General features: G+C 68.4%; 26 protein-coding genes and 1 pseudogene. 18 read left to right on the top strand and 9 right to left on the bottom strand.

The window, feature by feature from the left end:
* Positions 1–91 precede the first annotated feature (91 nt).
* Positions 92–1,051 (top strand): NAD(P)H-dependent flavin oxidoreductase, encoded by a 960-nt coding sequence (locus LGM42_RS25745; RefSeq protein WP_059576442.1) that lies wholly within the window; start codon positions 92–94, stop codon positions 1,049–1,051.
* A 126-nt stretch (positions 1,052–1,177) separates the two neighbouring features.
* On the opposite strand, the gene LGM42_RS25740 is transcribed toward LGM42_RS25745, so the two are convergent.
* From LGM42_RS25740 to LGM42_RS25730, 3 genes are all read right to left on the bottom strand, one after another.
* Entirely contained in the window at positions 1,178–2,140 is a 963-nt protein-coding gene (locus LGM42_RS25740) for a LysR family transcriptional regulator (RefSeq protein WP_059576438.1), read from the bottom strand.
* 194 nt (positions 2,141–2,334) lie between these two features.
* On the bottom strand, positions 2,335–3,411 hold the full coding sequence (locus LGM42_RS25735; RefSeq protein WP_060317108.1) for a porin: 1,077 nt from the start codon (positions 3,409–3,411) through the stop codon (positions 2,335–2,337).
* Positions 3,412–3,755: 344 nt separating this feature from the next.
* Positions 3,756–4,238: a hypothetical protein gene (locus LGM42_RS25730; RefSeq protein WP_060317111.1), complete on the bottom strand. Its 483-nt coding sequence runs from the start codon at positions 4,236–4,238 to the stop codon at positions 3,756–3,758.
* 347 nt (positions 4,239–4,585) lie between these two features.
* On the opposite strand from LGM42_RS25730, the gene LGM42_RS25725 reads away from it, so the two are divergent.
* The 6 genes from LGM42_RS25725 (at position 4,586) to LGM42_RS25700 (ending at position 11,581) form a co-directional block, all read left to right on the top strand.
* A complete protein-coding gene (locus LGM42_RS25725; RefSeq protein ID WP_059641254.1) occupies positions 4,586–5,617 on the top strand; it encodes a bile acid:sodium symporter family protein in 1,032 nt (343 codons plus the stop codon).
* 199 nt (positions 5,618–5,816) lie between these two features.
* A complete protein-coding gene (locus tag LGM42_RS25720) occupies positions 5,817–7,661 on the top strand; it encodes an EAL domain-containing protein (RefSeq protein WP_226233637.1) in 1,845 nt (614 codons plus the stop codon).
* Between the two features lie 376 nt (positions 7,662–8,037).
* On the top strand, positions 8,038–9,057 hold the full coding sequence (locus LGM42_RS25715; protein WP_059576424.1) for a LacI family DNA-binding transcriptional regulator: 1,020 nt from the start codon (positions 8,038–8,040) through the stop codon (positions 9,055–9,057).
* A complete protein-coding gene (locus LGM42_RS25710; RefSeq protein ID WP_060317117.1) occupies positions 9,054–10,334 on the top strand; it encodes an AGE family epimerase/isomerase in 1,281 nt (426 codons plus the stop codon). Before LGM42_RS25715 ends, LGM42_RS25710 begins: the two co-directional genes overlap by 4 nt.
* Positions 10,331–11,239, top strand: coding sequence for a carbohydrate kinase family protein (locus LGM42_RS25705; protein WP_226233632.1), 909 nt, complete (start codon positions 10,331–10,333; stop codon positions 11,237–11,239). Before LGM42_RS25710 ends, LGM42_RS25705 begins: the two co-directional genes overlap by 4 nt.
* 120 nt (positions 11,240–11,359) lie before the next feature.
* Complete coding sequence (locus tag LGM42_RS25700) at positions 11,360–11,581, top strand: hypothetical protein (RefSeq protein ID WP_006484657.1); 222 nt, start codon at positions 11,360–11,362, stop codon at positions 11,579–11,581.
* Between the two features lie 58 nt (positions 11,582–11,639).
* Here the strand turns inward: LGM42_RS25700 and LGM42_RS25695 are convergent, their stop codons facing one another.
* Positions 11,640–11,834: a DUF2905 domain-containing protein gene (locus LGM42_RS25695; RefSeq protein WP_011546377.1), complete on the bottom strand. Its 195-nt coding sequence runs from the start codon at positions 11,832–11,834 to the stop codon at positions 11,640–11,642.
* Positions 11,835–11,878: 44 nt separating this feature from the next.
* Complete coding sequence (locus LGM42_RS25690) at positions 11,879–13,069, bottom strand: class I SAM-dependent methyltransferase (protein ID WP_226233631.1); 1,191 nt, start codon at positions 13,067–13,069, stop codon at positions 11,879–11,881.
* Between the two features lie 13 nt (positions 13,070–13,082).
* On the opposite strand from LGM42_RS25690, the gene LGM42_RS25685 reads away from it, so the two are divergent.
* From LGM42_RS25685 to LGM42_RS25645, 9 genes and pseudogenes are all read left to right on the top strand, one after another.
* Positions 13,083–13,826, top strand: a complete 744-nt coding sequence (locus LGM42_RS25685; protein WP_226233630.1) for an SDR family oxidoreductase — start codon at positions 13,083–13,085, stop codon at positions 13,824–13,826.
* A 75-nt stretch (positions 13,827–13,901) separates the two neighbouring features.
* On the top strand, positions 13,902–14,306 hold the full coding sequence (locus tag LGM42_RS25680; protein WP_059576406.1) for a dihydroneopterin aldolase: 405 nt from the start codon (positions 13,902–13,904) through the stop codon (positions 14,304–14,306).
* Entirely contained in the window at positions 14,303–15,298 is a 996-nt protein-coding gene (gene ttcA, locus LGM42_RS25675) for a tRNA 2-thiocytidine(32) synthetase TtcA (RefSeq protein WP_059576403.1), read from the top strand. The genes LGM42_RS25680 and ttcA overlap by 4 nt, the downstream gene beginning before the upstream one ends.
* Before the next feature lie 135 nt (positions 15,299–15,433).
* Entirely contained in the window at positions 15,434–16,795 is a 1,362-nt protein-coding gene (glmU, locus tag LGM42_RS25670) for a bifunctional UDP-N-acetylglucosamine diphosphorylase/glucosamine-1-phosphate N-acetyltransferase GlmU (protein ID WP_226233629.1), read from the top strand.
* 54 nt (positions 16,796–16,849) lie between these two features.
* Positions 16,850–18,667: a glutamine--fructose-6-phosphate transaminase (isomerizing) gene (gene glmS, locus LGM42_RS25665; RefSeq protein WP_226233628.1), complete on the top strand. Its 1,818-nt coding sequence runs from the start codon at positions 16,850–16,852 to the stop codon at positions 18,665–18,667.
* Positions 18,668–18,797: 130 nt separating this feature from the next.
* Positions 18,798–19,043 (top strand): annotated as a pseudogene (locus LGM42_RS25660) (type II toxin-antitoxin system RelE/ParE family toxin); the annotation flags it as partial.
* Positions 19,039–19,359: a helix-turn-helix domain-containing protein gene (locus LGM42_RS25655; RefSeq protein WP_059576393.1), complete on the top strand. Its 321-nt coding sequence runs from the start codon at positions 19,039–19,041 to the stop codon at positions 19,357–19,359. The pseudogene LGM42_RS25660 and the gene LGM42_RS25655, both read left to right, overlap by 5 nt.
* Positions 19,360–19,428: 69 nt before the next feature.
* The gene (locus LGM42_RS25650; RefSeq protein WP_059576388.1) at positions 19,429–19,881 is read left to right on the top strand and encodes a hypothetical protein; all 453 of its coding nucleotides are present in this window, start codon (positions 19,429–19,431) and stop codon (positions 19,879–19,881) included.
* Complete coding sequence (locus LGM42_RS25645) at positions 19,881–20,099, top strand: hypothetical protein (protein ID WP_006477594.1); 219 nt, start codon at positions 19,881–19,883, stop codon at positions 20,097–20,099. The genes LGM42_RS25650 and LGM42_RS25645 overlap by 1 nt, the downstream gene beginning before the upstream one ends.
* A 115-nt stretch (positions 20,100–20,214) precedes the next feature.
* On the opposite strand, the gene LGM42_RS25640 is transcribed toward LGM42_RS25645, so the two are convergent.
* Positions 20,215–21,051, bottom strand: coding sequence for an FTR1 family iron permease (locus tag LGM42_RS25640; RefSeq protein ID WP_059576386.1), 837 nt, complete (start codon positions 21,049–21,051; stop codon positions 20,215–20,217).
* Positions 21,052–21,063: 12 nt separating this feature from the next.
* A complete protein-coding gene (locus tag LGM42_RS25635) occupies positions 21,064–21,396 on the bottom strand; it encodes a cupredoxin domain-containing protein (protein WP_006488047.1) in 333 nt (110 codons plus the stop codon).
* Between the two features lie 333 nt (positions 21,397–21,729).
* Between LGM42_RS25635 and LGM42_RS25630 the strand changes: the two genes are divergently transcribed.
* Positions 21,730–21,930, top strand: a complete 201-nt coding sequence (locus LGM42_RS25630) for a heavy-metal-associated domain-containing protein (RefSeq protein ID WP_059576472.1) — start codon at positions 21,730–21,732, stop codon at positions 21,928–21,930.
* Positions 21,931–21,988: 58 nt separating this feature from the next.
* Here the strand turns inward: LGM42_RS25630 and LGM42_RS25625 are convergent, their stop codons facing one another.
* On the bottom strand, positions 21,989–23,479 hold the full coding sequence (locus tag LGM42_RS25625) for an aldehyde dehydrogenase (protein ID WP_059641229.1): 1,491 nt from the start codon (positions 23,477–23,479) through the stop codon (positions 21,989–21,991).
* A gap of 88 nt (positions 23,480–23,567) precedes the next feature.
* Positions 23,568–24,119, bottom strand: a complete 552-nt coding sequence (locus tag LGM42_RS25620) for a cupin domain-containing protein (RefSeq protein ID WP_059641368.1) — start codon at positions 24,117–24,119, stop codon at positions 23,568–23,570.
* A gap of 434 nt (positions 24,120–24,553) precedes the next feature.
* Here LGM42_RS25620 and LGM42_RS25615 point away from each other — a divergent pair, with 434 nt between their 5' ends.
* Positions 24,554–24,736, top strand: a complete 183-nt coding sequence (locus tag LGM42_RS25615) for a hypothetical protein (RefSeq protein ID WP_059576381.1) — start codon at positions 24,554–24,556, stop codon at positions 24,734–24,736.
* Positions 24,737–24,889 lie beyond the last annotated feature (153 nt).

Genomic DNA, 24,889 nt, shown 5'->3' with positions numbered 1-24,889 from the left:
CGACCGTTCGTATTAATATGACCGAATGCGTTCCGCGGCTACACTCGAATCACCGTTCGACCGCCACGCCCCCGGAGACTGGAGACATCACATGGCATTGCCCACCGTCCTGCAGAACCTGACGCTCCCCGTCATCGCGTCGCCGATGTTCATCGTCAGCTACCCCGAACTCGTGCTCGCGCAATGCAAGGCGGGCATCGTCGGTTCGTTCCCCGCGCTCAATGCGCGCCCGGCCGAACTGCTCGACGAGTGGCTCACGCAAATCCAGTCGGAACTCGCCGAGCACAAGGCGAAACATCCCGACGCGGTGATCGGCCCGATCGCGGTCAACCAGATCGTCCACCAGTCGAATGCACGGCTCGAGCACGACGTGCGCGTGTGCGTCGAGCACAAGGTGCCGATCTTCATCACGAGCCTGCGCGCACCGGCGCGCGAGATCGTCGACGCGGTACACGGCTACGGCGGCATCGTGCTGCACGACGTGATCAACCTGCGCCACGCGCAGAAGGCGCTCGAGGCGGGCGTCGACGGGCTGATCCTCGTCGCGGCCGGCGCCGGCGGCCACGCGGGCACGACGTCGCCGTTCGCGCTGGTCGGCGAAGTCCGCAAGATCTTCGACGGCCCGATCGTGCTGTCCGGCTCGATCGCGAACGGCGGCTCGATCCTCGCCGCGCAGGCGATGGGCGCCGACTTCGCGTACATGGGCACGCGTTTCATCGCGACGCAGGAAGCGCACGCGATCGACGACTACAAGCACGCGATCCTGAACGCGAAATCGTCGGACATCATCTACACGAACCTCTTCACGGGCGTGCACGGCAACTACATCCGCGAGAGCATCGAGAAGGCTGGCCTCGATCCGGACGCGCTGCCGGAATCCGACAAGACCAAGATGAATTTCGGCAGCGACAAGACCAAGGCATGGAAGGACATCTGGGGCGCCGGCCAGGGCGTCGGCCTGATGGACGATCTGCCGAGCGTGGCTGCGCTCGTCGAGCGGCTCAAGCGCGAGTACGACGACGCGAAGGCGCGGCTCGGCATCCCGCGCTGACGGATGCGGCGGCCGTGGTGGCCGCCATCGGCCGCCATTGGCGCGAGATCGTCGCCCCAACGAAAAAAGCGCGAACCGCAGCGGTTCGCGCTTTTTTATTGTCCCGCCGCGGCGGAACGACGCGGCTCAGCCCGCGCGCTTCATCCGCGTGATCGGCAGCACGCGCAGGCGCGATTCGATCGACGGGCACAGCGACTGCCCTTCGAAACGCGCGGCGAGGAAGTCGACGAACGAGCGCACCTTCGCGGACACGTGGCGACGGCTCGCGTACACCGCATAGATCGGCGCCTCGTGCGGCGGCACCGAATCGAGCAGCACCGGCACGAGCCGGCCCGCTTCGATGTCGTCGCCGACCACTTCGGTGCCGAGCAGCGCGATGCCCGCGCCGGCGAGCACGGCCGCGCGCAGCCCTTCGAGATGGTTCACGATCAGGTTGCCGTTCAGGCTCACGCGCGACGCGGCGGCCGCGTCGATCACCAGCGAATCGAGCATCGTCGAATTCGAATCGCGCCGCAGGTAGTTGTGATTCGCGAGATCGGCGATCGTCCGGGGCGTGCCGTGCTTCTCCAGATACGCAGGCGACGCGACCAGCAGGATGTGCGCGGTCGCGATCTGGCGCGCGACCAGCGACGACGATTTCAATCCGTTCGGCGCCGCGCGCACCGCGACGTCGTAGCCTTCCTCGATCAGGTCGACCACGCGATCGGACAGCGTCATGTCGACGGTCACGTCCGGGAACCGGCCCGCATAATCGGTGACGGCCTGCATCACGTGCCGCAGCCCGAACGCGGACAGCGACGTCACGCGCAGCCGGCCCTGCGGCACCACGCTCGCGGCGCCGACGGCCTGCCCGGCTTCGTCGAGTTCGGACAGCGCCTGCACGAGGCGCTCGTAGTATTCGCGTCCCGCCTCGGTCGGCGCGACGCGTCGTGTCGTGCGATGCAGCAGCCGGGCGCCGAGCTGCTGCTCGAGGTGCATCACGTGCTTGCTCGCCATCGCCGCCGACATCTGCATGCGCTCCGCCGCGCCGACGAAGCTGCCCACTTCGACGACGTAGCGAAACACATTCATGCTGACGAGGGTATCCATCGAACTAGCTCGCAATCCCGGGAAATCGACCAATTACGAGATAGGGTAACAAAGGCGGGGAAACAGAAAGGTCAAGAAAGGCAAAACGGCGCCGCGGGTGGCGGCGCCGCTTCGGACTGAAAATGACGGGCAGGAAAACATGCAGCCGAAACGCGCGATTGACGCGCGGCCGGCGCACCGATCGCGCGTGCGCGTCAGAACTTCGCGCGGATGCCGGCGCCGAACGTGTTGCCGGTCGACAGGCCGCTGATGTGGTCGTTCATGTAGGCCGCGTAGACGTCGGTACGCTTGGACAGCGGATAGTCGTAGCCGACGGCCCAGGTCTGGCGCGTCTGGTCGAGGCCGCCCGCGTCGCGCGAGTACGCATACGACGCCATCGCGTTGCCCACGCCGATCGGCACCGACACGCCGCCCTGCGCGGTGTTCACGTGCCAGCTGCCCGCGACCTGGTCGTTCTTCGTATACATGTACTGGCCGAACAGCTTCACGAGCTTCAGGTCGTAGGTGGCGCCGACCAGCGCGATGCCCTGGCTCTTCATGCCGGTCACGAGCGCGCTCAGGTCCTGCGGGCCGTTGTTGAAGTTCACGTACTGATACACGGCGGTCGCCGCGAACGGGCCGTTCGCGTAGTTGAACTGCGCGCTCCACTTCTTCGAACGGTTGTCGCCGGCCTGGTTGCCGAGCGCGTACATCGCGCCGAAGTTCAGGCCCCCGAACGAAGGCGACGTGTAACCCAGCGCGTTGTTCCAGCCCGAATCGCCCACCGCGCCCTGGTCGCTCGGATAGGTCGGGAACGTGCCGAGGCCGAGGAACACGTGATACACCATCGGCGAGAAGGTGTACGAGTCGTAGAACGGGTTGAACAGGATCGTCGACAGGAACAGGTGCGTCGTCAGGCGGCCCGCCGTCACCGTGCCGTACGGCGAGCTGATGCCGACGTATGCGTTGCGCGCGAAGAACGTGTCGCCCTGGAAGCGGCCGTACTGGCCGTTCTGCGCACGGAAGAAGCTCTCCAGCGTGAAGATCGCCTGGTAGCCGCTGCCGAGATCCTCGGCGCCGTGCAGGCCCCAGTACGACGTCGACATGCCGCCGCCCGACACGTTCCACGCGCGATCGCCGCCCGGGAACTTGGTGGCGCCGACCCATTCGTCAACCTGCCCGTAGAGCGAGACGCTCGACTGCGCATGGACGGGTGCGGCAGCCGCCACACAGGCGGCTGCGGCGATCAGCTTGACGGACGTGCGCGACGCACGGCGGGCGAATGCTTTCATGGGATCTCCAGGTTTTGTCGAATAGTCGATAAGTGGCGCGAGCGTTGTTGTATGGAGCCGAGTGCTTGCGTCGTATGGGGCGCAGCCATCTTTACGGATCATTCGTCCGGTCAAAATTGCGCACGCTTATTGCGGGTATAGCGTCGGCATTAACTTCGCGGCAGGTATCCATGGCCGCACGCACGGCGGCGGCCCGGCACGAACGCGGTCGCACGGGCGGGCGGCGGCGCGGCATGGCGTGCCGGGCGCGAAAGATAGCGCAATGCGGCGGGAAAATCAGCGGGAATCTGCGCGCGACTGTGGCGAATTCGCATCAGCCGGCAAGGGGACGAGCGCCGGGGCGCTCAGTTTCGGTAGAACGGGGAGAAAAACGGCGAGTGCGCAGGCTCTTCCTGCGAGCGGGGCGGCGGCATCGGGCGGCCGCCGCGCTCCTCGTTGTAGCGCGCGACGTCGGCGCGGATCGAGCCGGCTCGCAGCGGGACGTTGCCGCCGCCCGGCGGGCGCGGCATCTGGCGGACTTCGGCGTTGATCGGCCGATACGGGCTTTGCGCGGCGTAATGGCCGTACGACGGTGTCGGGCGCAGCCCCCAGCGGGAGCCCGCGCCGCTCACGCCGCCGGGACGCACGCCGGCAGACGGCGGCACGCGACGCCACACCGGCGCGCCGCCGGCGGGCTGACCGTACGCGCGCATGTCGCCGCCGCCGAAGCCGTGGCTGCCGAACCCGTGACCGCCGTGGGGAGGCTGGGCGAGCGCGAGCGGCATCAGCAGCGTGCCGAGCACGCCTGCCACCCATCGTCCGATCTTCCGTTTCACCCGTTCCGTCATCGTTCCGTGCCCATCGACGCCCGCCGTCGGCTCCTTTCGGCCGACCCAAGGCTTTCAGCAGTAATTTATGAGCGGGGGGAAAGCGTGTCGAGCCAAAAAGTGTTATGTCGCCGGCATCGGTGTAACACCATGTTACTGCTAGGTTTTTTCACTTCCGGGCGCGATCGCGACGGAACGTTCTTCCGCGGTTTTGGCCGCGGCCGCGACTCGTACGGCGGCCGCCGTTGCATGCCATCGATTCATCAATCGATTCGCACAATGAATTTGTGTAGTGAATCGTCAACCGGGACAATAACGCCATCCGCGCGCGCGACGCGCGCCTTCCTCGTTTCCGAATCGAGTTCCCGATGGCCCGTCCCCGTTTTCTTCCCGACAACTTCACGCTCGCGCTCGTCGGCACCGTCGTGCTCGCGAGCCTCGTGCCCTGCCGCGGCCCGGCCGCCCATGCGTTCAACTGGGCGACCAACATCGCCGTCGGCCTGCTGTTTTTCCTGCATGGCGCCAAACTGTCGCGCGAAGCCGTCGTCGCGGGCGCGACGCACTGGCGGCTGCACGCGCTCGTGCTGCTCAGCACGTTCGCGCTGTTCCCGCTGCTCGGCCTCGCGCTGAAACCCGTGCTGCAGCCGCTCGTCACGCCGACGCTGTATGCGGGCGTGCTGTTCCTCTGCACGCTGCCGTCGACGGTCCAGTCGTCGATCGCGTTCACGTCGATCGCGAAGGGCAACGTGCCGGCCGCCGTGTGCGCGGCCTCCGCGTCGAGCCTGCTCGGGATCTTCGTCACGCCGGCGCTCGTCGGGCTGATGATCACGTCGCAATCGGCCGCGGCCGCGTCGCCGTGGAGCACCGTCGGCAGCATCGTGATGCAACTGCTCGTGCCGTTCATCGCCGGGCAGTTGCTGCGGCCCGTGATCGGCGGCTGGATCGACCGCAATCGCGGCGTGCTGCGCTTCGTCGACCAGGGCTCGATCCTGCTGGTCGTCTACGTCGCGTTCAGCGAGGCCGTCAACGAGGGGCTGTGGCACCAGATTCCGCCGCGCGCGCTCGGCGGCCTGCTCGTCGTCAACCTCGTGCTGCTCGCGATCGCGCTGCTGCTGACCGCGTTCGTCAGCAAGCGGCTCGGCTTCAACCGTGCCGACCAGATCACGATCATCTTCTGCGGATCGAAGAAGAGCCTCGCGGCCGGCGTGCCGATGGCGAAGGTGATCTTCTCGGCGAACGCGGTCGGCGCGATCGTGCTGCCGCTGATGCTGTTTCACCAGATCCAGCTGATGGCGTGCGCGGCGCTCGCGCAGCGCTGGGGCGCGCGCGACACGAGCGGCGAGCACGACGAGGGCGGCGCGACGGCCGCGTCCGGCGCGCTGAGCGCGGGCAAGCGCTGACACGTCCGGGGGCGCGATGGGCGCCGCGGGCGGCTTTCCGCTTTCCGCTCATCGCCCCCCGTTTTCCGTCCCTCGCCCCTTCCGGCCACGCGCCGACGCGAGGCACCGGCAACGCCGGTCATGTCACGAAATCTTCATTCAATTCTCCGCGCGCGATGCCGTTAAGCCGGACGTCCCGTCGATTCGGCTGCCCTCGCCCATGCCCGCGCCCCACTCCGGTTCCGCCGCCACCCGCACCTCGCGCCTGATCGCGGATCGCGCGCTCGCCGCCGTTTTCCAGCCGATCGTCGACCTCGGGTCGGGGACGGTCGTCGGTTACGAAGGGCTGATTCGCGGCCCGCGCGGCACCGACCTCGAGCCGCCCGCCGCGCTGTTCGCGCAGGCCGCGCGCGAAGGCGAAACCATCGCGCTCGAACGGGCGGCCGCGCTCGCCTGCCTCGACGCGTTCGCGGCGCTCGGCTGCGACGGCAAGCTGTTCCTCAACTTCAGCGCGGGCACCATCCTCACGCTCGCCAGCGAACGCGAGCGCGCATGCCAGTTCCTCGGCCGCGCGCACATCGGCGCCGAACGCATCGTGATCGAGCTCACCGAGCAGAACGCGATTCCCGATCTCGCGGACATCGGGCCGGCGGTCGCGTCGCTGCGCGACGCCGGCATCCAGTTCGCGCTCGACGACTACGGCACCGCGAACGCGAGCATGAACCTGTGGCTGCGCCTGCACCCGGACCTCGTGAAGATCGACCGCTTCTTCATCCACGACATCGCGCGCGACCCGCTCAAGTTCGAGGCCGTGAAGGCGATGCAGCACTTCGCGCAGGCGAGCGGCGCGAAGCTGATCGCGGAAGGCATCGAGAACGAATGCGACCTGATCGTCGTGCGCGACATGGGCATCTGCTGCGTGCAGGGCTTCCTGCTCGGCCGGCCGAACGCGCAGCCGTCGCGGGTGGTCGCGCCGGCCGCGCGCGACGCGATCCGCGCGCCGCACATCGCGGTGTTTCCCGGCATGACGCGCGCGGTACGGCCGGCCGGCACGATCGCCGGGAAGATGCTCGTGCCCGCCCCGGCGCTGCCGCGCGACGCGACCAGCAACGACGTGCTCGACCTGTTCAACCGGATGCCCGACCTGCACGCGGTCGCGCTCGTCGAGCGCGGGCGGCCCGTCGCGCTCGTCAATCGCCGCGGCTTCATCGACCGTTTCGCGCTGCCGTATCACCGCGAGGTGTTCGGGAAGAAGCCGTGCCTGCAGTTCGCGAACGATGCGCCGCTGATGATCGACAACGCGACGACCTTCGAGCAGCTCGCGCTGCTGCTCGCGAGCCACGACCAGCGCTATCTCGCGGACGGCTTCGTGATCACCGAACACGGCCGCTATGTCGGGCTCGGCACCGGCGAGAGCCTGGTGCGCACGGTGACCGAGATGCGCATCGAGGCCGCGCGCTACGCGAATCCGCTGACGTTCCTGCCCGGCAACATCCCGATCAGCGCGCACCTCGACCGCCTGCTCGAGCGCGACGCCGGCTTTCATGCGTGCTACGTCGACCTGAACCAGTTCAAGCCGTTCAACGACCAGTACGGCTACTGGCAAGGCGACGAAGTGCTGAAGTTCGCCGCGACCGTGCTGGCCGGCGTATGCGACCCGCAGCGCGACTTTCTCGGCCATGTCGGCGGCGACGATTTCCTGGTGCTGTTCCAGCGCGACGACTGGCGCGAGCGCGCCGCCGACGCGATCGCGCGCTTCAACGACGGCGCGCGGCTCTTCTACACGCAGGCCGACCGGCAGGCGGGCGGGCTGCATGGCGAGGACCGCCACGGCAACCCGGCGTTCTTCGGCTTCGTGACGATGGCGATCGGCGCGGTGGGCGTGCCGGCCGGCGCGCACGGCGCGAAACGCTACGGCAGCGACGAGATCGCGTCGGTCGCCGCGCTCGCGAAGCGGCGGGCCAAGCAGCAGCCGGACGGGCTCGCGGTCGTCGATCTCGATGCCGGCCGCGCCGCGCTGCGTCATCGCGGCGAACCGCCGGCCGTGGCGGTGGCGGCCGGCTGAACGAGGGACGGTCGCCCGCGACGCACGGAAAACCGGTGCACCGTGCGACGGGGGCGATGCCCGGCCGCTGCAACGTTCGGCTGTCGCGCAACGGGCTCTCATCGTCATCGGTCACGGTCACGGCCACGGCGCCCCCACGCTCGCACGGGCGCGCGGTCCGACTGCCCATTTTGCGGCGCTGCGTCGGCACCGCCGGACACCCGCACGCCCACCTTGCCTTTTTCGCGTTTTGTTTAGTATTTTTAGTAACGGCGTTTTCGCAGATTAGCGCTTAAAAATCCGTTATTTGCGGGTATTCCCCGGTTATCCGGCCCGAATTCCGCGATACGTTTTACTATACAATCGCCTCCACCCTAAACAAACCGGACCCCGAACGATGGGTACGACCATTCGCGATGTGGCGCGGGCGGCTGAGGTTTCGATCGGCACCGTCTCCCGCGCGCTGAAAAACCAGCCCGGCCTGTCCGAAGCCACGCGCGCGCGCATCGTCGGGATCGCGCAGCAGCTCGGCTACGATCCCGCCCAGCTGCGGCCGCGCATCCGCCGGCTCACCTTCCTGCTGCATCGGCAGCACAACCGCTTTCCCGCGAGCCCGTTCTTCTCGCACGTGCTGCACGGCGTCGAGGACGCGTGCCGCGAGCGCGGCATCGTCCCGACGCTGCTCACGGTCGGCCCGAACGACGACGTGCTGCGCCAGATGCGCCCGCACGCGCCCGACGCGATCGCGGTCGCCGGCTTCATCGAGCCCGAGACGATCGAGGCGCTCGCCGCCACCGGCCGGCCGCTCGTGCTGATCGACCTGTGGGCGCCCGGGCTGCGCTCGGTCAACATCGACAACGCGACCGGCGCGGCACTCGCGATGCGCCACCTGCTCGCCACCGGCCGCTCGCGGATCGCCTTCATCGGCGGCTCGGCCGCGCACTACAGCATCGCGCAGCGCGCGATCGGCTATCGGCGCGCGTTCTTCGAAGCCGGGCGGCTGTTCGATCCCGCGTACGAAGTGACGATCGACGCCGGGCTCGACCCCGACACGGGCGCCGCCCGTGCGATGGAGCAACTGCTCGACGCGCCGGGCCCGCGGCCCGAAGCCGTGTTCGCGTACAACGACGCGGCCGCGCTGGCCGCGCAGCGCGTGTGCATCGCGCGCGGGCTGCGGATTCCGGACGACATCGCGATCGTCGGCTTCGACGACATCCCGGCCGCCGCGCACGCGAGCCCGCCGCTCACGACGCTCGCGGTCGACAAGGAAGCGCTGGGCCGCCGCGGCGTCGAGCTGCTGCTCGCCGAAGCGCCCGAGCGCACCGAGATTTCCCTGCCCGTCGAGCTGATCGTGCGGGCCAGCAGCCAGCCCGCCGGCTCCCCGGCACTCGATACCGCCACGGTCCAAGAATCATGAACATGCCTCCGGTCCAACCCCGCGCCGCCGCGCCGGCCGGCCACGCGCCAGCCGCACCGTTCGTCGCGAGCTTCCGCGATCCGTCGTTCCTGCTGTCGCACGTCGAAGACACGCTGCGCTTCTACGCGGCCAACGCATTCGACCCGACGGGCGGCTTCTACCACTACTTCCGCGACGACGGCAGCATCTACAACCGCACGTCGCGCCATCTCGTCAGCAGTTGCCGGTTCGTCTTCAACTACGCGATGGCGTACCGGCATTTCGGCGATCCGCGCCACCTGGAATACGCGCGCCACGGGCTGCGCTTCCTGCGCGACGCGCACTGGGACGACGCGCTGCAGGGCTACGACTGGGAGCTCGACTGGCGCGACGGCGCGAAGCGCGCGACGCTCGACGGCACGCGCCACTGCTACGGCCTCGCGTTCGTGCTGCTCGCGGCCGCCCACGCGACGATGGCCGGCATCGACGAAGCGCGCCCGCTGATCGCGGCCACCTACGAGCTCGCCGAGCACCGCTTCTGGGATGCGGCCGCGGGCCTCTATGCGGACGACGCGACGCCGAACTGGAACGTATCGACGTATCGCGGCCAGAACGCGAACATGCACATGACGGAAGCGCTGCTCGCCGCCTACGAGGCGACCGGCCACCTCACGTACCTCGATCGCGCGGAAAAGCTCGCCACCCACATCACGCAGCGCCAGGCCGCGCTGTCGGGCGGGCTCGTGTGGGAGCACTACCACGCGGACTGGTCGGTCGACTGGGACTACAACAAGGAAGACAGCTCGAACATCTTCCGCCCGTGGGGCTTCCAGCCCGGGCACCAGACCGAATGGGCGAAGCTGCTGCTGATCCTCGAGCGGCACCGCCCGCTCGACTGGCTCGTGCCGCGCGCGACCGAGCTGTTCGACGCGGCGCTCACGCACGCATGGGACGCCGATCACGGCGGCCTCTGCTACGGCTTCGGCCCGGACTTCACGATCTGCGACCACAACAAGTATTTCTGGGTGCAGGCGGAGACCTTCGCGGCGGCCGCGATGCTCGGCGTGCGCACCGGCAGCGAGCGTTTCTGGGACTGGTACGACGAGATCTGGCGCTACAGCTGGGCGCACTTCGTCGATCACCGCTACGGCGCGTGGTACCGGATCCTCACCTGCGACAACCGCAAGTACAGCGACGAGAAAAGCCCGGCCGGCAAGACCGACTACCACACGATGGGCGCCTGCTACGACGTGCTCGCGACCCTCGCCCGCGCGCAACGCAGCGAGCCGACGCAATGAGCGGCGGCACGTTTCCGGCTTTCGTGTCGGCGGGCGACATCCTGACCGACATGGTGCGCGCGGGCGACGCGCAGTGGACGTCGGTGCCCGGCGGCGCCGGCTGGAACGTCGCGCGCGCGGTCGCGCGGCTCGGCGTGCCGAGCGCGCTCGCCGGCGCGATCAGCGAAGACTGCTTCTCCGACGTGCTGTGGCGCGCGAGCGAAGCGGCCGGCCTCGACCTGCGCTTCCTGCAGCGCGTCGCGCGGCCGCCGCTGCTCGCGATCGTCCACGAGACGCGCCCGCCCGCATACTTCTTCATCGGCGAAGCGAGTGCGGATCTCGCGTTCGATCCGGCACGGCTGCCGGCCGGCTGGACCGATCACGTGAAATGGGCGCATTTCGGCTGCATCAGCCTCGTGCGCGAACCGCTCGCGAGCACGCTGGCCGCGCTCGCGGCCGACCTGCATGCGCGCGGCGTGAAGATCAGCTTCGACCCGAACGTGCGGAACCTGATGACGGCCGCGTACCGGCCGACGCTGGAGAAGATGGCCGCCCTCGCCGACCTGATCAAGGTGTCCGACGAAGACCTGCGGCACCTGTTCGGCGGCGACGGCCCCGACGCGATCGCGGCGGTGCGCGCGCTGAACCCGCGGGCGGCCGTGCTCGTCACGCGCGGCGCGCAGGCGGCCACGCTCCATGCGGACGGCGACGTGCACGAAGCCAGCCCGCCGCGCGTCGAGGTGGCCGACACCGTCGGCGCGGGCGACGCGTCGATCGGCGGCCTGCTGTTCAGCCTGATGGCCGCACCGCGGCGCGGCTGGCGCGAGCATCTCGCGTTCGCGGTGGCGGCCGGCGCCGCCGCGTGCCGGCATACGGGCGCGCACGCCCCGACGCTCGACGAGGTCGTCGCGCTGCTTGAAGGGTGAAGGCACGCTGAAGAGGCGAAGAAGGGACGATGGCCGGCCGCCGATCGGTCACCGATAAACCGCATTCACCATGCTGCGCCGCAGTGCTACGATGAAGCGTCCTATTGCGGGAGAGGCACGATGGACACGAACACGTTCACCAAAGGCATCTACACGGCCAAGGCGCATACGCACCGCGCGGACAACGGCGAGTTTCAGGGTTACGTGATCCTCGCGCGGGACGACGGCGACGAGACGGAGAACATGCGCTACGACGTCCACACGACGAGTTCGAGCGAGGAAGAAGCGTTCGAGGAAGCCAAGGCGCTCGCGCACCGGATCCTCGGCGAAATCGAGCTGTGACGCGCAGCACCCTCACGCGCGCGCCGCGGCGCGACCGCGACGCGCCGTCCCGCTCGATTCAGAGCAGCCGCGCCACCATCGATACCAGCATCGTCAGCACCAGCGTCGACATGAACGGGAACGGGTAGCGCCGCCCGCCGAGCGTCAGCGTGACGTCGCCCGGCATCCGCCCGATGCCGAGCTTGCCGAGCCACGGCCAGCAGCGCGTGAGGATCATCACCGCGATGAACGTCGTCAATAGCCAGCGCAGCATGCCTGAGGCCCGTTTACATGGGGAACGTACATGTGTCGCGCCCGTCAGAGCGCGTGCGAACGGTCGCCGCGCGCGAACGCGTCGAGCGTGCCGTCGATCCCGCGCGAAAACGCGATCACCTTGAACAGCTCGCCCATCTCGGCCTCCGAGATCAGCTTCTGCACCGCGTTCGCGGCCGGCAGGAACGCGTGGACGTCGGACGGATCGATCGCGGCCAGCGCGTCGGTGATGCCCGCGTTCAACAGGAAGCGCGCCTGCGACGTGTAGCCGAGCAGATCGGCGCCGGTCGCGACGCCCGCGTCGTAGATGCCGGTGAATTCGACGTGCGCGGTGATGTCCTGCAGGCCCGGGTACACGAACGGGTCGTCGTGCGCGTGGTGGCGGTAGTGGCACATCAGCGTGCCGCGGTCGCGCTGCGGGTGGTAGTACTCGTGCGCAGGGAAACCGTAGTCGACCAGCAGCACCGCGCCGCGCGCGAGCATCGTGCAGACGGTGCGCGTGAACGCCAGCGCGGCCTCGTGCGTTTCGGTCACGTAGCCGTCGCCGACGTCGAGCGCCGCGAGCACCGCCGGCAGGCCGGCGGCGCCGACCGGCCGGTCGTCGAACACGAACGCGTGCCGCGCGTCGAGCGCGACGCCGCGCTCGCGCCACGCGCCGTCCGCCTTCGCGAAGAGGCGCACCGGCATCGCATCGAGCACCTCGTTGCCGACCACGACGCCGTCGAACAGCTCGGGCAGCGCGTCGAGCCAGCGCACCTTCGCGGCCAGCGCCGGCACCGCGGCTTCGATCGTGTCGCGCTGCCGTTCGCGCAGCTCGCCGGACAGGTCGACGATCAGGTATTCGTCGAGTTCGACGCCCGACGCGTCGAGCGCCGCGAGCAGCCCGGCCGCGAGCTTGCCCGTGCCGGCGCCGAACTCCATCACGCGGTGCGTGCCGCTCGCCGCCAGTGCTTCGGCGACAGGATTCGCGAGCGTCTGCGCGAACAGCGGCGACAGCTCGGGGGCCGTCACGAAGTCGCTGCCGTCGTCGGCGCGGCGCCCGAACTTGCGCGCGCCGCCGCTGTAATAACCGAGGCCCGGCGCATACAGCGCGCGCTCCATGAAGCGGTCGAACGACAGCCAGCCGCCGGCCGTCGCGATCTCGTCGCGCAGTTGCGCGGCGAGGGTTTCGGACTGCGCGAGCGCGTCAGGGCCGGGAGCAGGTAAACTAGCGGGTTCGTGAGCTTTCGGGTTCATCCCGGCATTGTAAATGACCGTTTCAGCCGATACGTCGACCCCACGCGTGGTGCTCGTCACGGGCGCCCTGGGCAGCGCGGCCGACGCCGCGTCGATCGGCCGTGCGCTCGCGACGGGTTTCGCCCGCCGCGGCTGGGACGTCGCGCTGCAGCGCAGCCATGGCGCGCCGCGCGCGGCCGCCGACGCGCTCGTCGCCGAAGTCGCGGCACTCGGCCGCCGTGCGGCCGTGCTCGACGCCGATCCGGCCCTGGAAACCGATGCGGCCGCGCTCGTCGCCGCGTGCGGCGAAGCGCTCGGCCGGCCCGCGTGCGCGGTGTTCGTCAGCGCCAGCGCCGGCGCCGACGACGCGCACACGGTGGACGGCGCGTCGCTCGCCGCTGCACTCGCACGCAACGTGACCGCGCCGCTCGCTGTGGCGCGCGCACTCGCCGACGCGACGCCCGACGACGCGCGCGACGACGAAACGCTGCGCGCGTGCGCGATCCACGTACTGGATCAGGCCCTGTTTCACCCGGCACCGGCGCAACTGTCGCACGCGCTGATGCAGGCCGCACTGAACCGCGCGACGTCGGCGCTCGCGCTGGCGCTCGCGCCGAAGGTGCGGGTCGCGGCGCTGGTGCGCGGCCACGCGCCGCACGCGGACGACATCGCGGCGGCCGCCTGCTATCTCGCGAGCGCGCCCGGCGTCACCGGCGCGACACTGACCGTCGACGGCGGCGAGCACCTGGTGCCGCCGGCCGCCGGCTCGAATGAATGAACCGCGCGGGCGCGGCCTGAGAGCCGCCGCCCGCGCCGCTTTGCGTGCGCGCACGCCAATTTGACTGGGACGACCATGTTTTCCGCTCTCCTGCACCCCCGCCTCGCGGATTGCCGCAGGCTCTACCTGCGCGACTACGAGGTGCACATCAACATCGGGGCCTTCGAACACGAGAAGCGCGGCGAACAACGCGTCGTCATCAACATCGACCTGTTCGTGCCGCTCGCGCTGTCCACCCCCGTCGACGACCGGCTGCACGAAGTCGTCGACTACGACCTGATGAAGCAGAGCGTCGCGCAATGCCTGGCGCGCGGCCACATCCACCTGCAGGAAACGCTGTGCGATTCGATCGCCGCGCACCTGCTGGCGCACGACACCGTGCGCGCGGTACGCGTCCGTACCGAGAAACCGGACGCCTATCCGGACTGCGACGCCGTCGGCGTCGAAGTCTTTCGCATCAAGGACGAGGAGCGCGCATGAACGCCCCCCACATGAACGACACGGCGGCCGACGCCGCCACGCTGGACGACGCCGCCGCGTCGGCCGGCCGCCCCGCGCTCACGCGCCGCGAGCAGAAGGAAGCGTACGAGAACAACAAGCTGTTCAAGCGGATCGTGCGCCAGGTCGGCCAGGCGATCGGCGACTACAACATGATCGAGAACGGCGACAAGGTGATGGTGTGCCTGTCGGGCGGCAAGGACAGCTACGCGATGCTCGACGTGCTGCTGCGGCTGCGCGAGCGCGCGCCGATCGACTTCGACATCGTCGCGGTGAACCTCGACCAGAAGCAGCCGGGCTTCCCCGAGCACGTGCTGCCCGAATATCTGACGCAGGTCGGCGTGCCGTTCCACATCGAGAACCAGGACACCTACAGCATCGTCAAGCGGCTCGTGCCGGAAGGCAAGACGACCTGCTCGCTGTGCTCGCGGCTGCGCCGCGGGATCCTGTACCGCGTGGCCGGCGAGCTCGGCGCGACCAAGATCGCGCTCGGCCATCACCGCGACGACATCGTGCAGACGCTGCTGCTGAACATGTTCTACGGCGGCAAGCTGAAGGGGATGCCGCCGAAGCTGCAGTCGGACGACGGCAGGAACATCGTGATCCGCCCGCTCGCGTACGTGAAGGAAACCGATCTCGAGAAATACGCGGAATTGCGCGAATTCCCGATCATCCCGTGCAACCTGTGCGGCAGCCAGCCGAACCTGAAGCGCGCGGAAATGAAGGCGCTGATCCGCGACTGGGACAAGCGCTTCCCGGGCCGCGTCGACAACATGTTCAACGCGCTCGCGAAGGTCGTGCCGTCGCACCTGATGGACACGACGCTGTATCCGTTCCAGTCGCTGCGCGCGACGGGCGAGGCCGACCCGCAAGGCGACATCGCGTTCGACGAGGAACCGTGCGCGTCGGGTGACGAGTCGGCGGCGCCGGGCGCCGCCCGGCCGATCTCGATCGTCCAGTTCGACGACCTGTAAGCAGGGGCGGAACAGCCGCCGGAACCGGGCGCCGGCCGCCCTTTCCGGCGCCGTCGCCCCGCCGCGACAGGCCCGGAGCGCCAGGGGCCGCATGCTAAAATGGACGGCTTCGAACTCCTCTGACAAGCTGGCGCCATGAATATCGTGATTTTGGCGGCAGGCACCGGCAAGCGCATGCGCTCCGCGCTGCCGAAAGTGCTTCACCCCCTGGCCGGCAGGCCGCTCCTCTCCCACGTCATCGACACCGCACGCACGCTGCAGCCGTCCCGGCTGGTCGTCGTCGTCGGTCACGGCGCCGAGCAGGTCCAGGCCGCCGTCGCCGCGCCCGACGTCCAGTTCGCGGTGCAGGCCGAACAGCTCGGCACCGGCCACGCGGTGCGCCAGGCGCTGCCGCTGCTCGATCCCGCGCAACCGACGCTCGTGCTGTACGGCGACGTGCCGCTCACGCGCGCGTCGACGCTGCGCCGTCTCGTCGATGCCGCGCACGACGGCCGCTACGGGATCCTGACCGTCACGCTCGACGACCCGACCGGCTACGGCCGGATCGTGCGCGACGCGGCCGGCTTCGTCACGCGCATCGTCGAGCAGAAGGATGCGTCGCCGGACGAGCTGAAGATCGCCGAGATCAACACCGGCATCATCGTCACGCCCACCGCCCAGCTGTCGATGTGGCTCGGCGCGCTGAAGAACGAAAACGCGCAGGGCGAGTACTACCTGACCGACGTCGTCGAACTCGCGATCGAGGCCGGCTTCGAGGTCGTCACGTCGCAGCCCGACGACGAATGGGAAACGCTCGGCGTGAATAGCAAGGCGCAGCTCGCGGAGCTCGAACGCATTCACCAGCGCAACGTGGCCGACGCGCTGCTCGCCGACGGCGTCACGCTCGCCGATCCGGCGCGCGTCGATGTGCGCGGCACGCTGCGCTGCGGCCGCGACGTGTCGATCGACGTGAACTGCGTGTTCGAAGGCAACGTGACGCTCGCCGACAACGTGACGATCGGCGCGAACTGCGTGATCCGCAACGCATCGATCGGCGCGGGCACGCGCATCGACGCGTTCACGCACATCGACGGCGCCACGCTCGGCGCGAACACCGTGATCGGCCCGTACGCGCGGCTGCGCCCCGGCGCGCAGCTCGCTGACGAAGCCCACGTCGGCAACTTCGTCGAGGTGAAGAACGCGGTGATCGGCCACGGCTCGAAGGCGAACCATCTCACGTACATCGGCGACGCCGACATCGGCGCGCGCGTGAACATCGGCGCGGGCACGATCACCTGCAACTACGACGGCGCGAACAAGTTCCGCACCGTGATCGAGGACGACGTGTTCGTCGGCTCCGACACGCAGCTCGTCGCGCCCGTGCGCGTCGGCCGCGGCGTGACGATCGCCGCCGGCACGACGATCTGGAAGGACGTCGCCGATGGCGTCCTCGCGTTGAACGAGAAGACGCAGACCGCGAAGAGCGGCTACGTCCGCCCGGTCAAGAAGAAGAGCTGAACCTTTTGCGGGCGCCCGCGCGGCGCCCGCGTCGACTTACAGGACTGACCATTCATGTGCGGCATTGTCGGCGCAGTTGCGCAGCGTAATATCGTTCCGGTGCTGATCGAAGGATTGCGGCGCCTCGAATACCGTGGCTACGACTCGTGCGGCGTCGCCGTGCTCGAGCCCGACGCACCGAAGCGCGCGCGCAGCGTCGCGCGCGTCGCCGATCTCGATGCGCAGGTGCGCGAGACGCACCTCGAAGGCTCGACCGGCGTCGCGCACACGCGCTGGGCCACGCACGGCGCGCCCGTCACGCACAACGCACACCCGATCTTCTCGTCGAACGCACTCGCGCTCGTGCACAACGGCATCATCGAGAACTTCGAGACGCTGCGCGAAACGCTGCGCGCGAAGGGCTACGAATTCGTGTCGCAGACCGACACCGAAGTGATCGCGCACCTCGTGCACAGCCTGTACCGCGGCAACCTGTTCGACGCGGTGCGCGAAGCCGTTCACCAGTTGCACGGCGCGTATGCGATCGCCGTGATCCACAAGGACCAGCCGCACACCGTCGTCGGCGCGCGCCAGGGTTCGCCGCTCGTCGTCGGTCACGGCGACGGCGAGAACTTCCTCGCGTCCGACGCGCTCGCGCTCGCGGGCAGCACCGACCGCTTCACGTTCCTCGAGGAAGGCGACGTGTGCGAGCTGTCGCTCGACGGCGTGACGATCGTCGATCGCCACGGCGCCACCGTGCAGCGCGAGATCCGCGTGGTCAGCGCGTACGGCGGCGCGGTCGAGCTCGGGCCCTATCGCCATTTCATGCAGAAGGAAATCTTCGAGCAGCCGCGCGCGATCGGCGACACCGTGCCGCAGACGGAAGCCTTCGACGCGACGCTGTTCGGCGATGCCGCGCCCGCCGCGTTCGCCGAGATCGACAGCCTGCTGATCCTCGCGTGCGGCACGAGCTACTACTCGGGCCTCACCGCGAAGTACTGGCTCGAATCGATCGCGAAGATCCCGACCCAGGTCGAGATCGCCAGCGAATACCGCTACCGCGAGTCGGTGCCGAACCCGCGCCAGCTCGTGCTCGTGATCTCGCAATCGGGCGAGACGGCCGATACGCTCGCCGCGCTCAAGCATGCGCAGTCGCTCGGCCATACGCATACGCTCGCGGTGTGCAACGTCGCGACGAGCGCGATGGTGCGCCTGACCGAGATGCAGTTCCTGACGCACGCGGGCACCGAGATCGGCGTCGCGTCGACGAAGGCGTTCACGACGCAGCTCGTCGCGCTGTTCGTGCTGGCCGCGACGCTCGGCAAGCTGCGCGGGCACGTGGACGCCGCGCAGGAAGCGCAATTCGTGAAGGAGCTGCGCCACCTGCCGGCCGCGCTGAACAGCGTGCTCGCGCTCGAGCCGCAGATCATCGCGTGGTCGGAGGAATTCACGCGCAAGGAAAACGCGCTGTTCCTCGGCCGCGGGTTGCACTACCCGATCGCGCTCGAAGGCGCGCTGAAGCTGAAGGAAATCTCGTACATCCACGCCGAAGCCTATCCGGCCGGCGAGCTGAAGCACGGGCCGCTCGCGCTCGTCACCGAAGCGATGCCGGTGGTGACGGTCGCGCCGAACGACACGCTGCTCGAGAAGCTCAAGTCGAACATGCAGGAAGTGCGCGCGCGCGGCGGCGAGCTGTACGTGTTCGCGGATGCCGACACGCAAATCGTCAACGACGACGGCCTGCACGTGATCCGGATGCCGGAACACTACGGCCAGTTGTCGCCGATCCTGCACGTCGTGCCGCTGCAACTGCTCGCGTATCACACCGCGTGCGCGCGCGGCACCGACGTCGACAAGCCGCGCAACCTCGCGAAATCGGTGACGGTGGAGTAATGCCGCGCGACGGGATGGCCCCTCGCCGGGCCGTCCCCGCCGCGTGCGCGCGCAAGACCGGCCATTCGGCCAGGTCGAAATATGTACCACGTAGTGGTATATAATCCTGTGCTTACTCGACCGGCTCGACATGCCTGCTTCCGTACGACGCGTGTTCAAGACGAAGTGGTTTCACCAGGCAGCCGGGAAAGCGGGAATCGCCGGTGGCGAGCTCTGCCGCGCGGTGCGGGAACTGGCCCGCGGCCAGGGCGCCGATCCCGGCGGCAACGTCTGGAAGAAGCGCCTCGGAAAGCTCGCCGCGGACGTAGGTCGACACACCGACAGCGACATCGCGACGCCGGTCGCACTGAAAGCGCTTGTGGAGATTTGCAATGGCCAAGGGTCGATTCAAGAGCGACGCAACGGAGGCGATCCACAGCGCCGCGTCGGGGCTTTATCGCGCCAACCTGCTCGACAAGAAGACGATGCGCGAATACGACGATCTCTGCATCGAAGCCGCGCCGCAATTCGATCCGGAAGCGATCGCCCGCATCCGCAAGTCGGTCAACGTCAGCCAGAGCGTGTTCGCGCTCTACCTGAACACGACGACATCGACGATCCGCCAATGGGAACAGGGCGACAAGCGGCCGAGCGGCATCGCCGCGCGCATGCTCCAGATCGTCGAAAAACACGGGCTCGAGGTGTTCTCCTGAGCCGGCTTCCCCGACTGCCCATGCACGGCCCGGCCGCACGCGCGCCGCAACGAATATGACGGAGAGACAATGGTAAGACTGTTTGGATGCGGATTGCTGGCGCTGACGTTCGCGTCGACGAGCTGGGCCGCCGAGCACTATGTCGAGGTCTGGAACCCGCCCGAGGCGCGGCAACCCGCGGCTCGCACGCCGGCTGCGCGCCCGGGCGCCGACGCGCGTACCGGCAAGAGCGCGGAGAAGCACGCGAGCGCGACGCCGAAAGCCGCCGCGAAACCGCACAAGCGCCGCGTCGCGCAGGCCGTGAAAGCCGGCCCGCACCGCCCGGCCGCCACCGCGACCGACACGCCGGCCGCCCCGCGCCCCGTGGCGCAACCCGCGCCGGGGCATCTCACGGTGATGCAGCCGGGCGCACCGGACGCGACGCATGCGCTCACGTTCTCCGACATCCCGCGTCAATACACGCCGGACGGCAACGTGCTGCAGGTCGGCACGCACGGCCGCTCCGCGGAGGTGACTCGATAATGGAAGCGCAGACCTACCACGGCTACCAGATCTGGGGCCACGCGATCCTGCAGCAGGACGAGATCATGCAGCCCGAGCGCTTCGCGGCGAGCGGCACGATCACGCAGAACAACCGGCTGGTCGAGGCGTCGGGCGTGCTCGGCGTGTTCGACACCGAAGACGACGCGCGCGATGCAGGGCTCGAATGGGCGCGCGCGTGGATCGACAACCACAGCTGACCGAACGCAAGCGCGCATCCACGGCCGTCACCGATGAGGCCGCGCAGGTGCGGCGCGCACCGCAAATGAAGAAGGGGCGTCCGCGACGCCCCTTCTTTCATTCGAACCCCTCGACTCACGCCGCGGCGTGCGGCGGCCTCACCGTCTCCCGCGGCCGGCCGACGAGCCGTGCCAGCACGACGATCGCCACCAGCGTCGCGACGTACACGGCGATCTGGATACCCGCCGGGCGCGCGGTATAGCCGACGAGCGTATGCAGCGCCTTGCCGACGATGCTCGATTCCTTGAGCAGCCACGACGTGTCCCACACCGCATCGCCCCACGACGGCACGAGGCCCGCGGCCAGCAGGAAGCCGACGCACTGGCTTGCCATGCCCGCCGCCAGCAACACGATCAACCCGTTGGTGACGGAGAACAGGCGCTTGAGCGGAATCTGCAGCAGGCCCGCATACATCGCATAGCCGAGGCCCGCGCCGCCGAGCACGCCGAGCAGCCCGCCCGCGATCATCTGCGGCGTCTGCCCCGGGTCTCCCGCCGCGATCCCGTACAGGAACAGCACGGCCTCGGAACCCTCGCGCAGCACCGCGACGCCGACCACGATCGCGAGCCCGGTCAGCGGCCGGCGGCCGGCCGCGACCGCCCGGCCGACCTCGCCCATGTGCAGCGCCATTTCGCGGCCGTGCCGGCTCATCCAGATGCAGTGCCACGCGAGCATCAGCGTCGCGACGAACATCACGCCCGCGTTGAAGACCTCCTGCCCCATGCCGGACGCCCATTGCGAGATCACGTCGGCGAACGCCGCGATCAGGCCGGCGCCGACCACGCCGCCGACCAGCCCGCCGCCCACCCACCAGCCGCGCCGCGGCACGCCCTTCGTGGCGGCCATCACGATCGAGACCACCAGCGCGGCCTCGAGCACTTCACGAAAGACGATCAGGGCAGTGGACAGCATGTCGGTATCGGCTTACTTGACGGTCAGGTGCGTCTTCGACTGCGCTTCGTGATACTCGTCGTGGAACTCGTAGGTCCCGGCCTTCAGCGGCCCGACGAGGATCTCGACCGACTTGCCGGCCGGCACGACCTTCTCCGCCTTGAAGTCGTCGCTCTCGAATTCGGCGGGCGTCGCGTCGAGGTTCTTCACGACGAATTTCACCTTCTTGCCGGCAGGAATCGTCACGCCGTCCGGCGAAAACTTGTGGTCCTTCAGCGTGAGGTTGACGACGTCGTCGGCAGCGAAGGCGGACGTGGCCGACGCGCCCAGCAGGGCCAATGCGAAACCGATAGCGAAACGGGTCATGTGCGTAATGGTTTGAAATATGGAAGGGAATCGATACTAAGATCGATTCGCATTTTCACCCCGAAGTACCCTTACTCGCGGCATGGAGATCGCGCGCCGTCGACGCGACGCGCGCGTTGCCGCGCAAGGCTTTGCCGGGTTTTGCCGGCAATGCGCGGCCGTCAATCGGGAAAGATTCGGACTGACGCCCGCATGCGAATGCCCATTCGTCAGACCTCAGCATTACAAATGGCTGATGCGATGCCCACCGCCGTATGCGGCGCACTTGACCTTCCCACCATGGCAAGCTTCATGCTGAACGTATCCGTCAACCACCAACCCGGAGAACACACGATGGAATTCGAAGTCCAGGACATGACCTGCGGCGGTTGCGCCAACGCGATCACGCGCGCGGTGACGGCCGCCGATCCCGCCGCGAAGCTCGACATCGACGTCGCGGCGAAGATCGTCAAGGTCGAGTCGGCGCAAGGCGCCGAACGCGTGCGGTCGATCATCGAAGCCGCCGGCTTCCATCCCGCGCTGCGCAGCGCGTAACGCGCTCGCGATCGCCGGCGCACCGCCGAACGGCGAGGCGCCGGCAGCCGGCCATGGGTCAGCGCAGCCGGATCAGCGTCGACTTCAGTTCGGTGTACTTCTCGAGCGCATGCAGCGACTTGTCGCGGCCGTTGCCCGACTGCTTGTAGCCGCCGAACGGGAAGTTCATGTCGCCGCCCTCGTCATAGCAGTTCACCCACACGGTGCCCGCGCGCAGCCGGCGCGACACGTCGTGCGCGGTCGTCAGGTTCGACGTCCATACGGCCGCGGCCAGCCCGTACTCGGTGTCGTTCGCGATCCTGACGGCCTCGTCGACGTCGTCGAACACGATCACCGACAGCACGGGCCCGAAGATTTCCTCGCGCGCGATCTTCGCATCGGGCTTCACCTCGAACACCGTCGGCTCGACGTAGAAGCCGCCCGTTTCCGCATGCACGCGTGCGCCGCCGGTAACGAGCCGGCCTTCGCCGCGCCCCGCCTCGATGTAACCGAGCACGCGCTCGAGCTGGATGCCGTCGACGATCGCGCCCATCGACACCGACGGATCGAGCGGATTGCCCGGCACGTACGCGCGCGCGGCCGCGACGAGCTTCTCGATGAACGCATCCTTGATGTCGCGATGCACGAGCAGCCGGGAGCCCGCCGTGCACATCTCGCCCATGTTGTAGAAGATCGCGCCGGCCGCCGTCTGCGCCGCGCGGTCGAGATCGGGGCAGTCGGGCAGCACGATGTTCGGCGACTTGCCGCCGAGCTCCAGCCACGCGCGCTTCAGGTTCGACTGCGCCGCATACTGCATGATCAGCTTGCCGACCGCCGTCGAGCCCGTGAACGCGATGCAGTCGACGTCGCGATGCAGCGCGAGCAGCTTGCCCGGCTCGCCCGCGCCCGGCACCACGTTGAACACGCCGGCCGGCATGCCGGCCTCGAACGCGAGCTGCGCGACGCGGATCGCGGTCAGCGGCGATTTCTCCGACGGCTTCAGCACGACGCTGTTGCCGGCCGCGAGCGCGGGGCCGAATTTCCATGCGGCCATCAGGATCGGGAAATTCCACGGCACGACGGCGGCCACCACGCCGACCGGCTCGCGCGTGACGAGGCCGACGAGATGGTGATCGGCCGGCGCGACCTCGCCGCCGACCTTGTCGATCGCCTCGGCGAACCATTCGACGCAGTACGCGGCGCCCGGCACGTCGACCGTCGTCGTGTCGCCGATCGGCTTGCCCGCGTCGAGCGTCTCGAGCAGCGACAGCTCGTCGAGATGCGCGCGCATCAGCGCGGCCCAGCGCAGCAGCACGGCCTTGCGCTCGCGCGGGTTCAGGCCGGCCCACACGCCCGCATCGAAAGCGCGGCGCGCGGCCGCGACGGCGGCGTTCACGTCCGCTTCGCCGCAGTCGGCGACCTTCGCCAGCACGCGGCCGTCGATCGGGCTCACGCAGTCGAAGGTCCTGCCGCCGTGCGCGTCGCGCGGCGCGCCATCGATGAATGCGCGCCCTTCGATCTCGAGCGACGCCGCCTTGCGTTGCCAGTCAGCCAAAGTCAACTTGTTCATCGGGATACCTCAATGTTGTGGCATTCGCGATGCGGCACGCCGCGCGCGTGGCACGCGGCCGGCCTGCAGCGAATGCGGTGACGCGCGGTCAGAAGGTCGCCGGCGAATTGGCCGAGACGACCTCGCAGATCAGTTCCGCGCTGGGATTGCGAAAACGATGCGGCAAACGGCTTTCGAAGTAGTAGCCGTCTCCGGGGTCGAGCAGCCACGTCGCGCCGTCGACGGTCAGCTCGAGCCGGCCCGACACGACGACGCCGCCCTCGTGCCCCGCGTGCACCAGCATCTCGGGGCCCGTGTCGGCCAGCGGCTGATAGGTTTCGCGCAGGATGCACATGTTGCGGTCCTTCACGTTCGCGCCGACGAGCTGAAACGCGAGCGACTCGTTGCCGAGGTTCGGCATCTCGTCGCGACGCGACACGATCGCGCGCGATTCGACGAGTTCGAACGTGAAGAACTCGGCGAGACTCATCGGAATGCATTCGAGCAGTTTCTTCAGCGAGCCGACCGACGGGCTCACGCGCCCCTGTTCGATCAGCGAGATCGTGCCGTTGGTGACGCCGGCGCGTTTCGCGAGTTCGCGCTGCGACAGGCCATGCTTGTTGCGCACGAAACGCAGGCGCTCGGCGACTTCGGTGGACATCGGTTCGGTTTCGGACACGATAAGTGCGATGGCAAAGTGAAACGACGCATGGGACAGCCGTTGAATATTCTAATCACTTTATGACGCACATCAGCGGGGAAAACCCTGAAAGGCGTTCGAAATAATGGACGGCGCGCCCACTATTCCCTTTATGAATCTTTTATTCGTACTGCTCGGGAAAGCCCTGATGCAGGACCATTAAAAAACATTTGACGCCGTTATTGGCTCGTATATGCTGGCTCTCAGGTCAGCGTCAAAGCGGCATCGCAATGCAGCAATCGATGCCCGTCAATGTTGAATGACGCAGGGCCGGCGCCTCGATTATTTTAAACGCCCCGCGCGTCGAAACGATCAGGTGTTCAATACTTTCAACAAACCAGTCGAGTGTAATCGTGAGAGTCCGTGGCCCTCTGGTGAGGTGGGATCGAGGCGATGTGCGAAGTTTGCGCAGCGCCGGTCCCGCTTCCGACGGCAGTTGCGGCTGGCATAGTCCTCGCCTGCTTCACCTGTCGATCTACACCATCCTGTCCCGTCGTTCCGTTCGGCGCCACAACGCCGTTTCCGCACGCGCATTCGTCGCCGTCGATACCGACGAAGTGGCGTCGCTGCTGCCGTAGCGCCTCTCCTTTCTTTACGCCGTTCGTTTCGTCCGCCGATTCTCCAACCGCATCGTCCATGCGGTGACGGAACGCGTGCGCGCATGCGTTGCCGCGTCGCGCATCGCGATGAACCGAACGACGGCCTGACCGTCGCGCGCAGCGCGGATCGCC

The organism is Burkholderia sp. AU39826 (genome assembly GCF_020419965.1).
GTDB classification, from domain to species: domain Bacteria; phylum Pseudomonadota; class Gammaproteobacteria; order Burkholderiales; family Burkholderiaceae; genus Burkholderia; species Burkholderia semiarida.
This window is presented reverse-complemented; position numbering and strand designations above follow the sequence as displayed.

Excerpts from the sequence above, each read along its gene's own strand:
- LGM42_RS25745 (WP_059576442.1), top strand. The coding sequence starts at position 92 with ATGGCATTGCCCACCGTCCTGCAGAACCTGACGCTCCCCGTCATCGCG.
- LGM42_RS25740 (WP_059576438.1), bottom strand. The coding sequence starts at position 2,140 with ATGGATACCCTCGTCAGCATGAATGTGTTTCGCTACGTCGTCGAAGTG.
- LGM42_RS25735 (WP_060317108.1), bottom strand. The coding sequence starts at position 3,411 with ATGAAAGCATTCGCCCGCCGTGCGTCGCGCACGTCCGTCAAGCTGATC.
- LGM42_RS25730 (WP_060317111.1), bottom strand. The coding sequence starts at position 4,238 with ATGACGGAACGGGTGAAACGGAAGATCGGACGATGGGTGGCAGGCGTG.
- LGM42_RS25725 (WP_059641254.1), top strand. The coding sequence starts at position 4,586 with ATGGCCCGTCCCCGTTTTCTTCCCGACAACTTCACGCTCGCGCTCGTC.
- LGM42_RS25720 (WP_226233637.1), top strand. The coding sequence starts at position 5,817 with ATGCCCGCGCCCCACTCCGGTTCCGCCGCCACCCGCACCTCGCGCCTG.
- LGM42_RS25715 (WP_059576424.1), top strand. The coding sequence starts at position 8,038 with ATGGGTACGACCATTCGCGATGTGGCGCGGGCGGCTGAGGTTTCGATC.
- LGM42_RS25710 (WP_060317117.1), top strand. The coding sequence starts at position 9,054 with ATGAACATGCCTCCGGTCCAACCCCGCGCCGCCGCGCCGGCCGGCCAC.
- LGM42_RS25705 (WP_226233632.1), top strand. The coding sequence starts at position 10,331 with ATGAGCGGCGGCACGTTTCCGGCTTTCGTGTCGGCGGGCGACATCCTG.
- LGM42_RS25700 (WP_006484657.1), top strand. The coding sequence starts at position 11,360 with ATGGACACGAACACGTTCACCAAAGGCATCTACACGGCCAAGGCGCAT.
- LGM42_RS25695 (WP_011546377.1), bottom strand. The coding sequence starts at position 11,834 with ATGCTGCGCTGGCTATTGACGACGTTCATCGCGGTGATGATCCTCACG.
- LGM42_RS25690 (WP_226233631.1), bottom strand. The coding sequence starts at position 13,069 with ATGAACCCGAAAGCTCACGAACCCGCTAGTTTACCTGCTCCCGGCCCT.
- LGM42_RS25685 (WP_226233630.1), top strand. The coding sequence starts at position 13,083 with ATGACCGTTTCAGCCGATACGTCGACCCCACGCGTGGTGCTCGTCACG.
- LGM42_RS25680 (WP_059576406.1), top strand. The coding sequence starts at position 13,902 with ATGTTTTCCGCTCTCCTGCACCCCCGCCTCGCGGATTGCCGCAGGCTC.
- ttcA (WP_059576403.1), top strand. The coding sequence starts at position 14,303 with ATGAACGCCCCCCACATGAACGACACGGCGGCCGACGCCGCCACGCTG.
- glmU (WP_226233629.1), top strand. The coding sequence starts at position 15,434 with ATGAATATCGTGATTTTGGCGGCAGGCACCGGCAAGCGCATGCGCTCC.
- glmS (WP_226233628.1), top strand. The coding sequence starts at position 16,850 with ATGTGCGGCATTGTCGGCGCAGTTGCGCAGCGTAATATCGTTCCGGTG.
- LGM42_RS25655 (WP_059576393.1), top strand. The coding sequence starts at position 19,039 with ATGGCCAAGGGTCGATTCAAGAGCGACGCAACGGAGGCGATCCACAGC.
- LGM42_RS25650 (WP_059576388.1), top strand. The coding sequence starts at position 19,429 with ATGGTAAGACTGTTTGGATGCGGATTGCTGGCGCTGACGTTCGCGTCG.
- LGM42_RS25645 (WP_006477594.1), top strand. The coding sequence starts at position 19,881 with ATGGAAGCGCAGACCTACCACGGCTACCAGATCTGGGGCCACGCGATC.
- LGM42_RS25640 (WP_059576386.1), bottom strand. The coding sequence starts at position 21,051 with ATGCTGTCCACTGCCCTGATCGTCTTTCGTGAAGTGCTCGAGGCCGCG.
- LGM42_RS25635 (WP_006488047.1), bottom strand. The coding sequence starts at position 21,396 with ATGACCCGTTTCGCTATCGGTTTCGCATTGGCCCTGCTGGGCGCGTCG.
- LGM42_RS25630 (WP_059576472.1), top strand. The coding sequence starts at position 21,730 with ATGGAATTCGAAGTCCAGGACATGACCTGCGGCGGTTGCGCCAACGCG.
- LGM42_RS25625 (WP_059641229.1), bottom strand. The coding sequence starts at position 23,479 with ATGAACAAGTTGACTTTGGCTGACTGGCAACGCAAGGCGGCGTCGCTC.
- LGM42_RS25620 (WP_059641368.1), bottom strand. The coding sequence starts at position 24,119 with ATGTCCACCGAAGTCGCCGAGCGCCTGCGTTTCGTGCGCAACAAGCAT.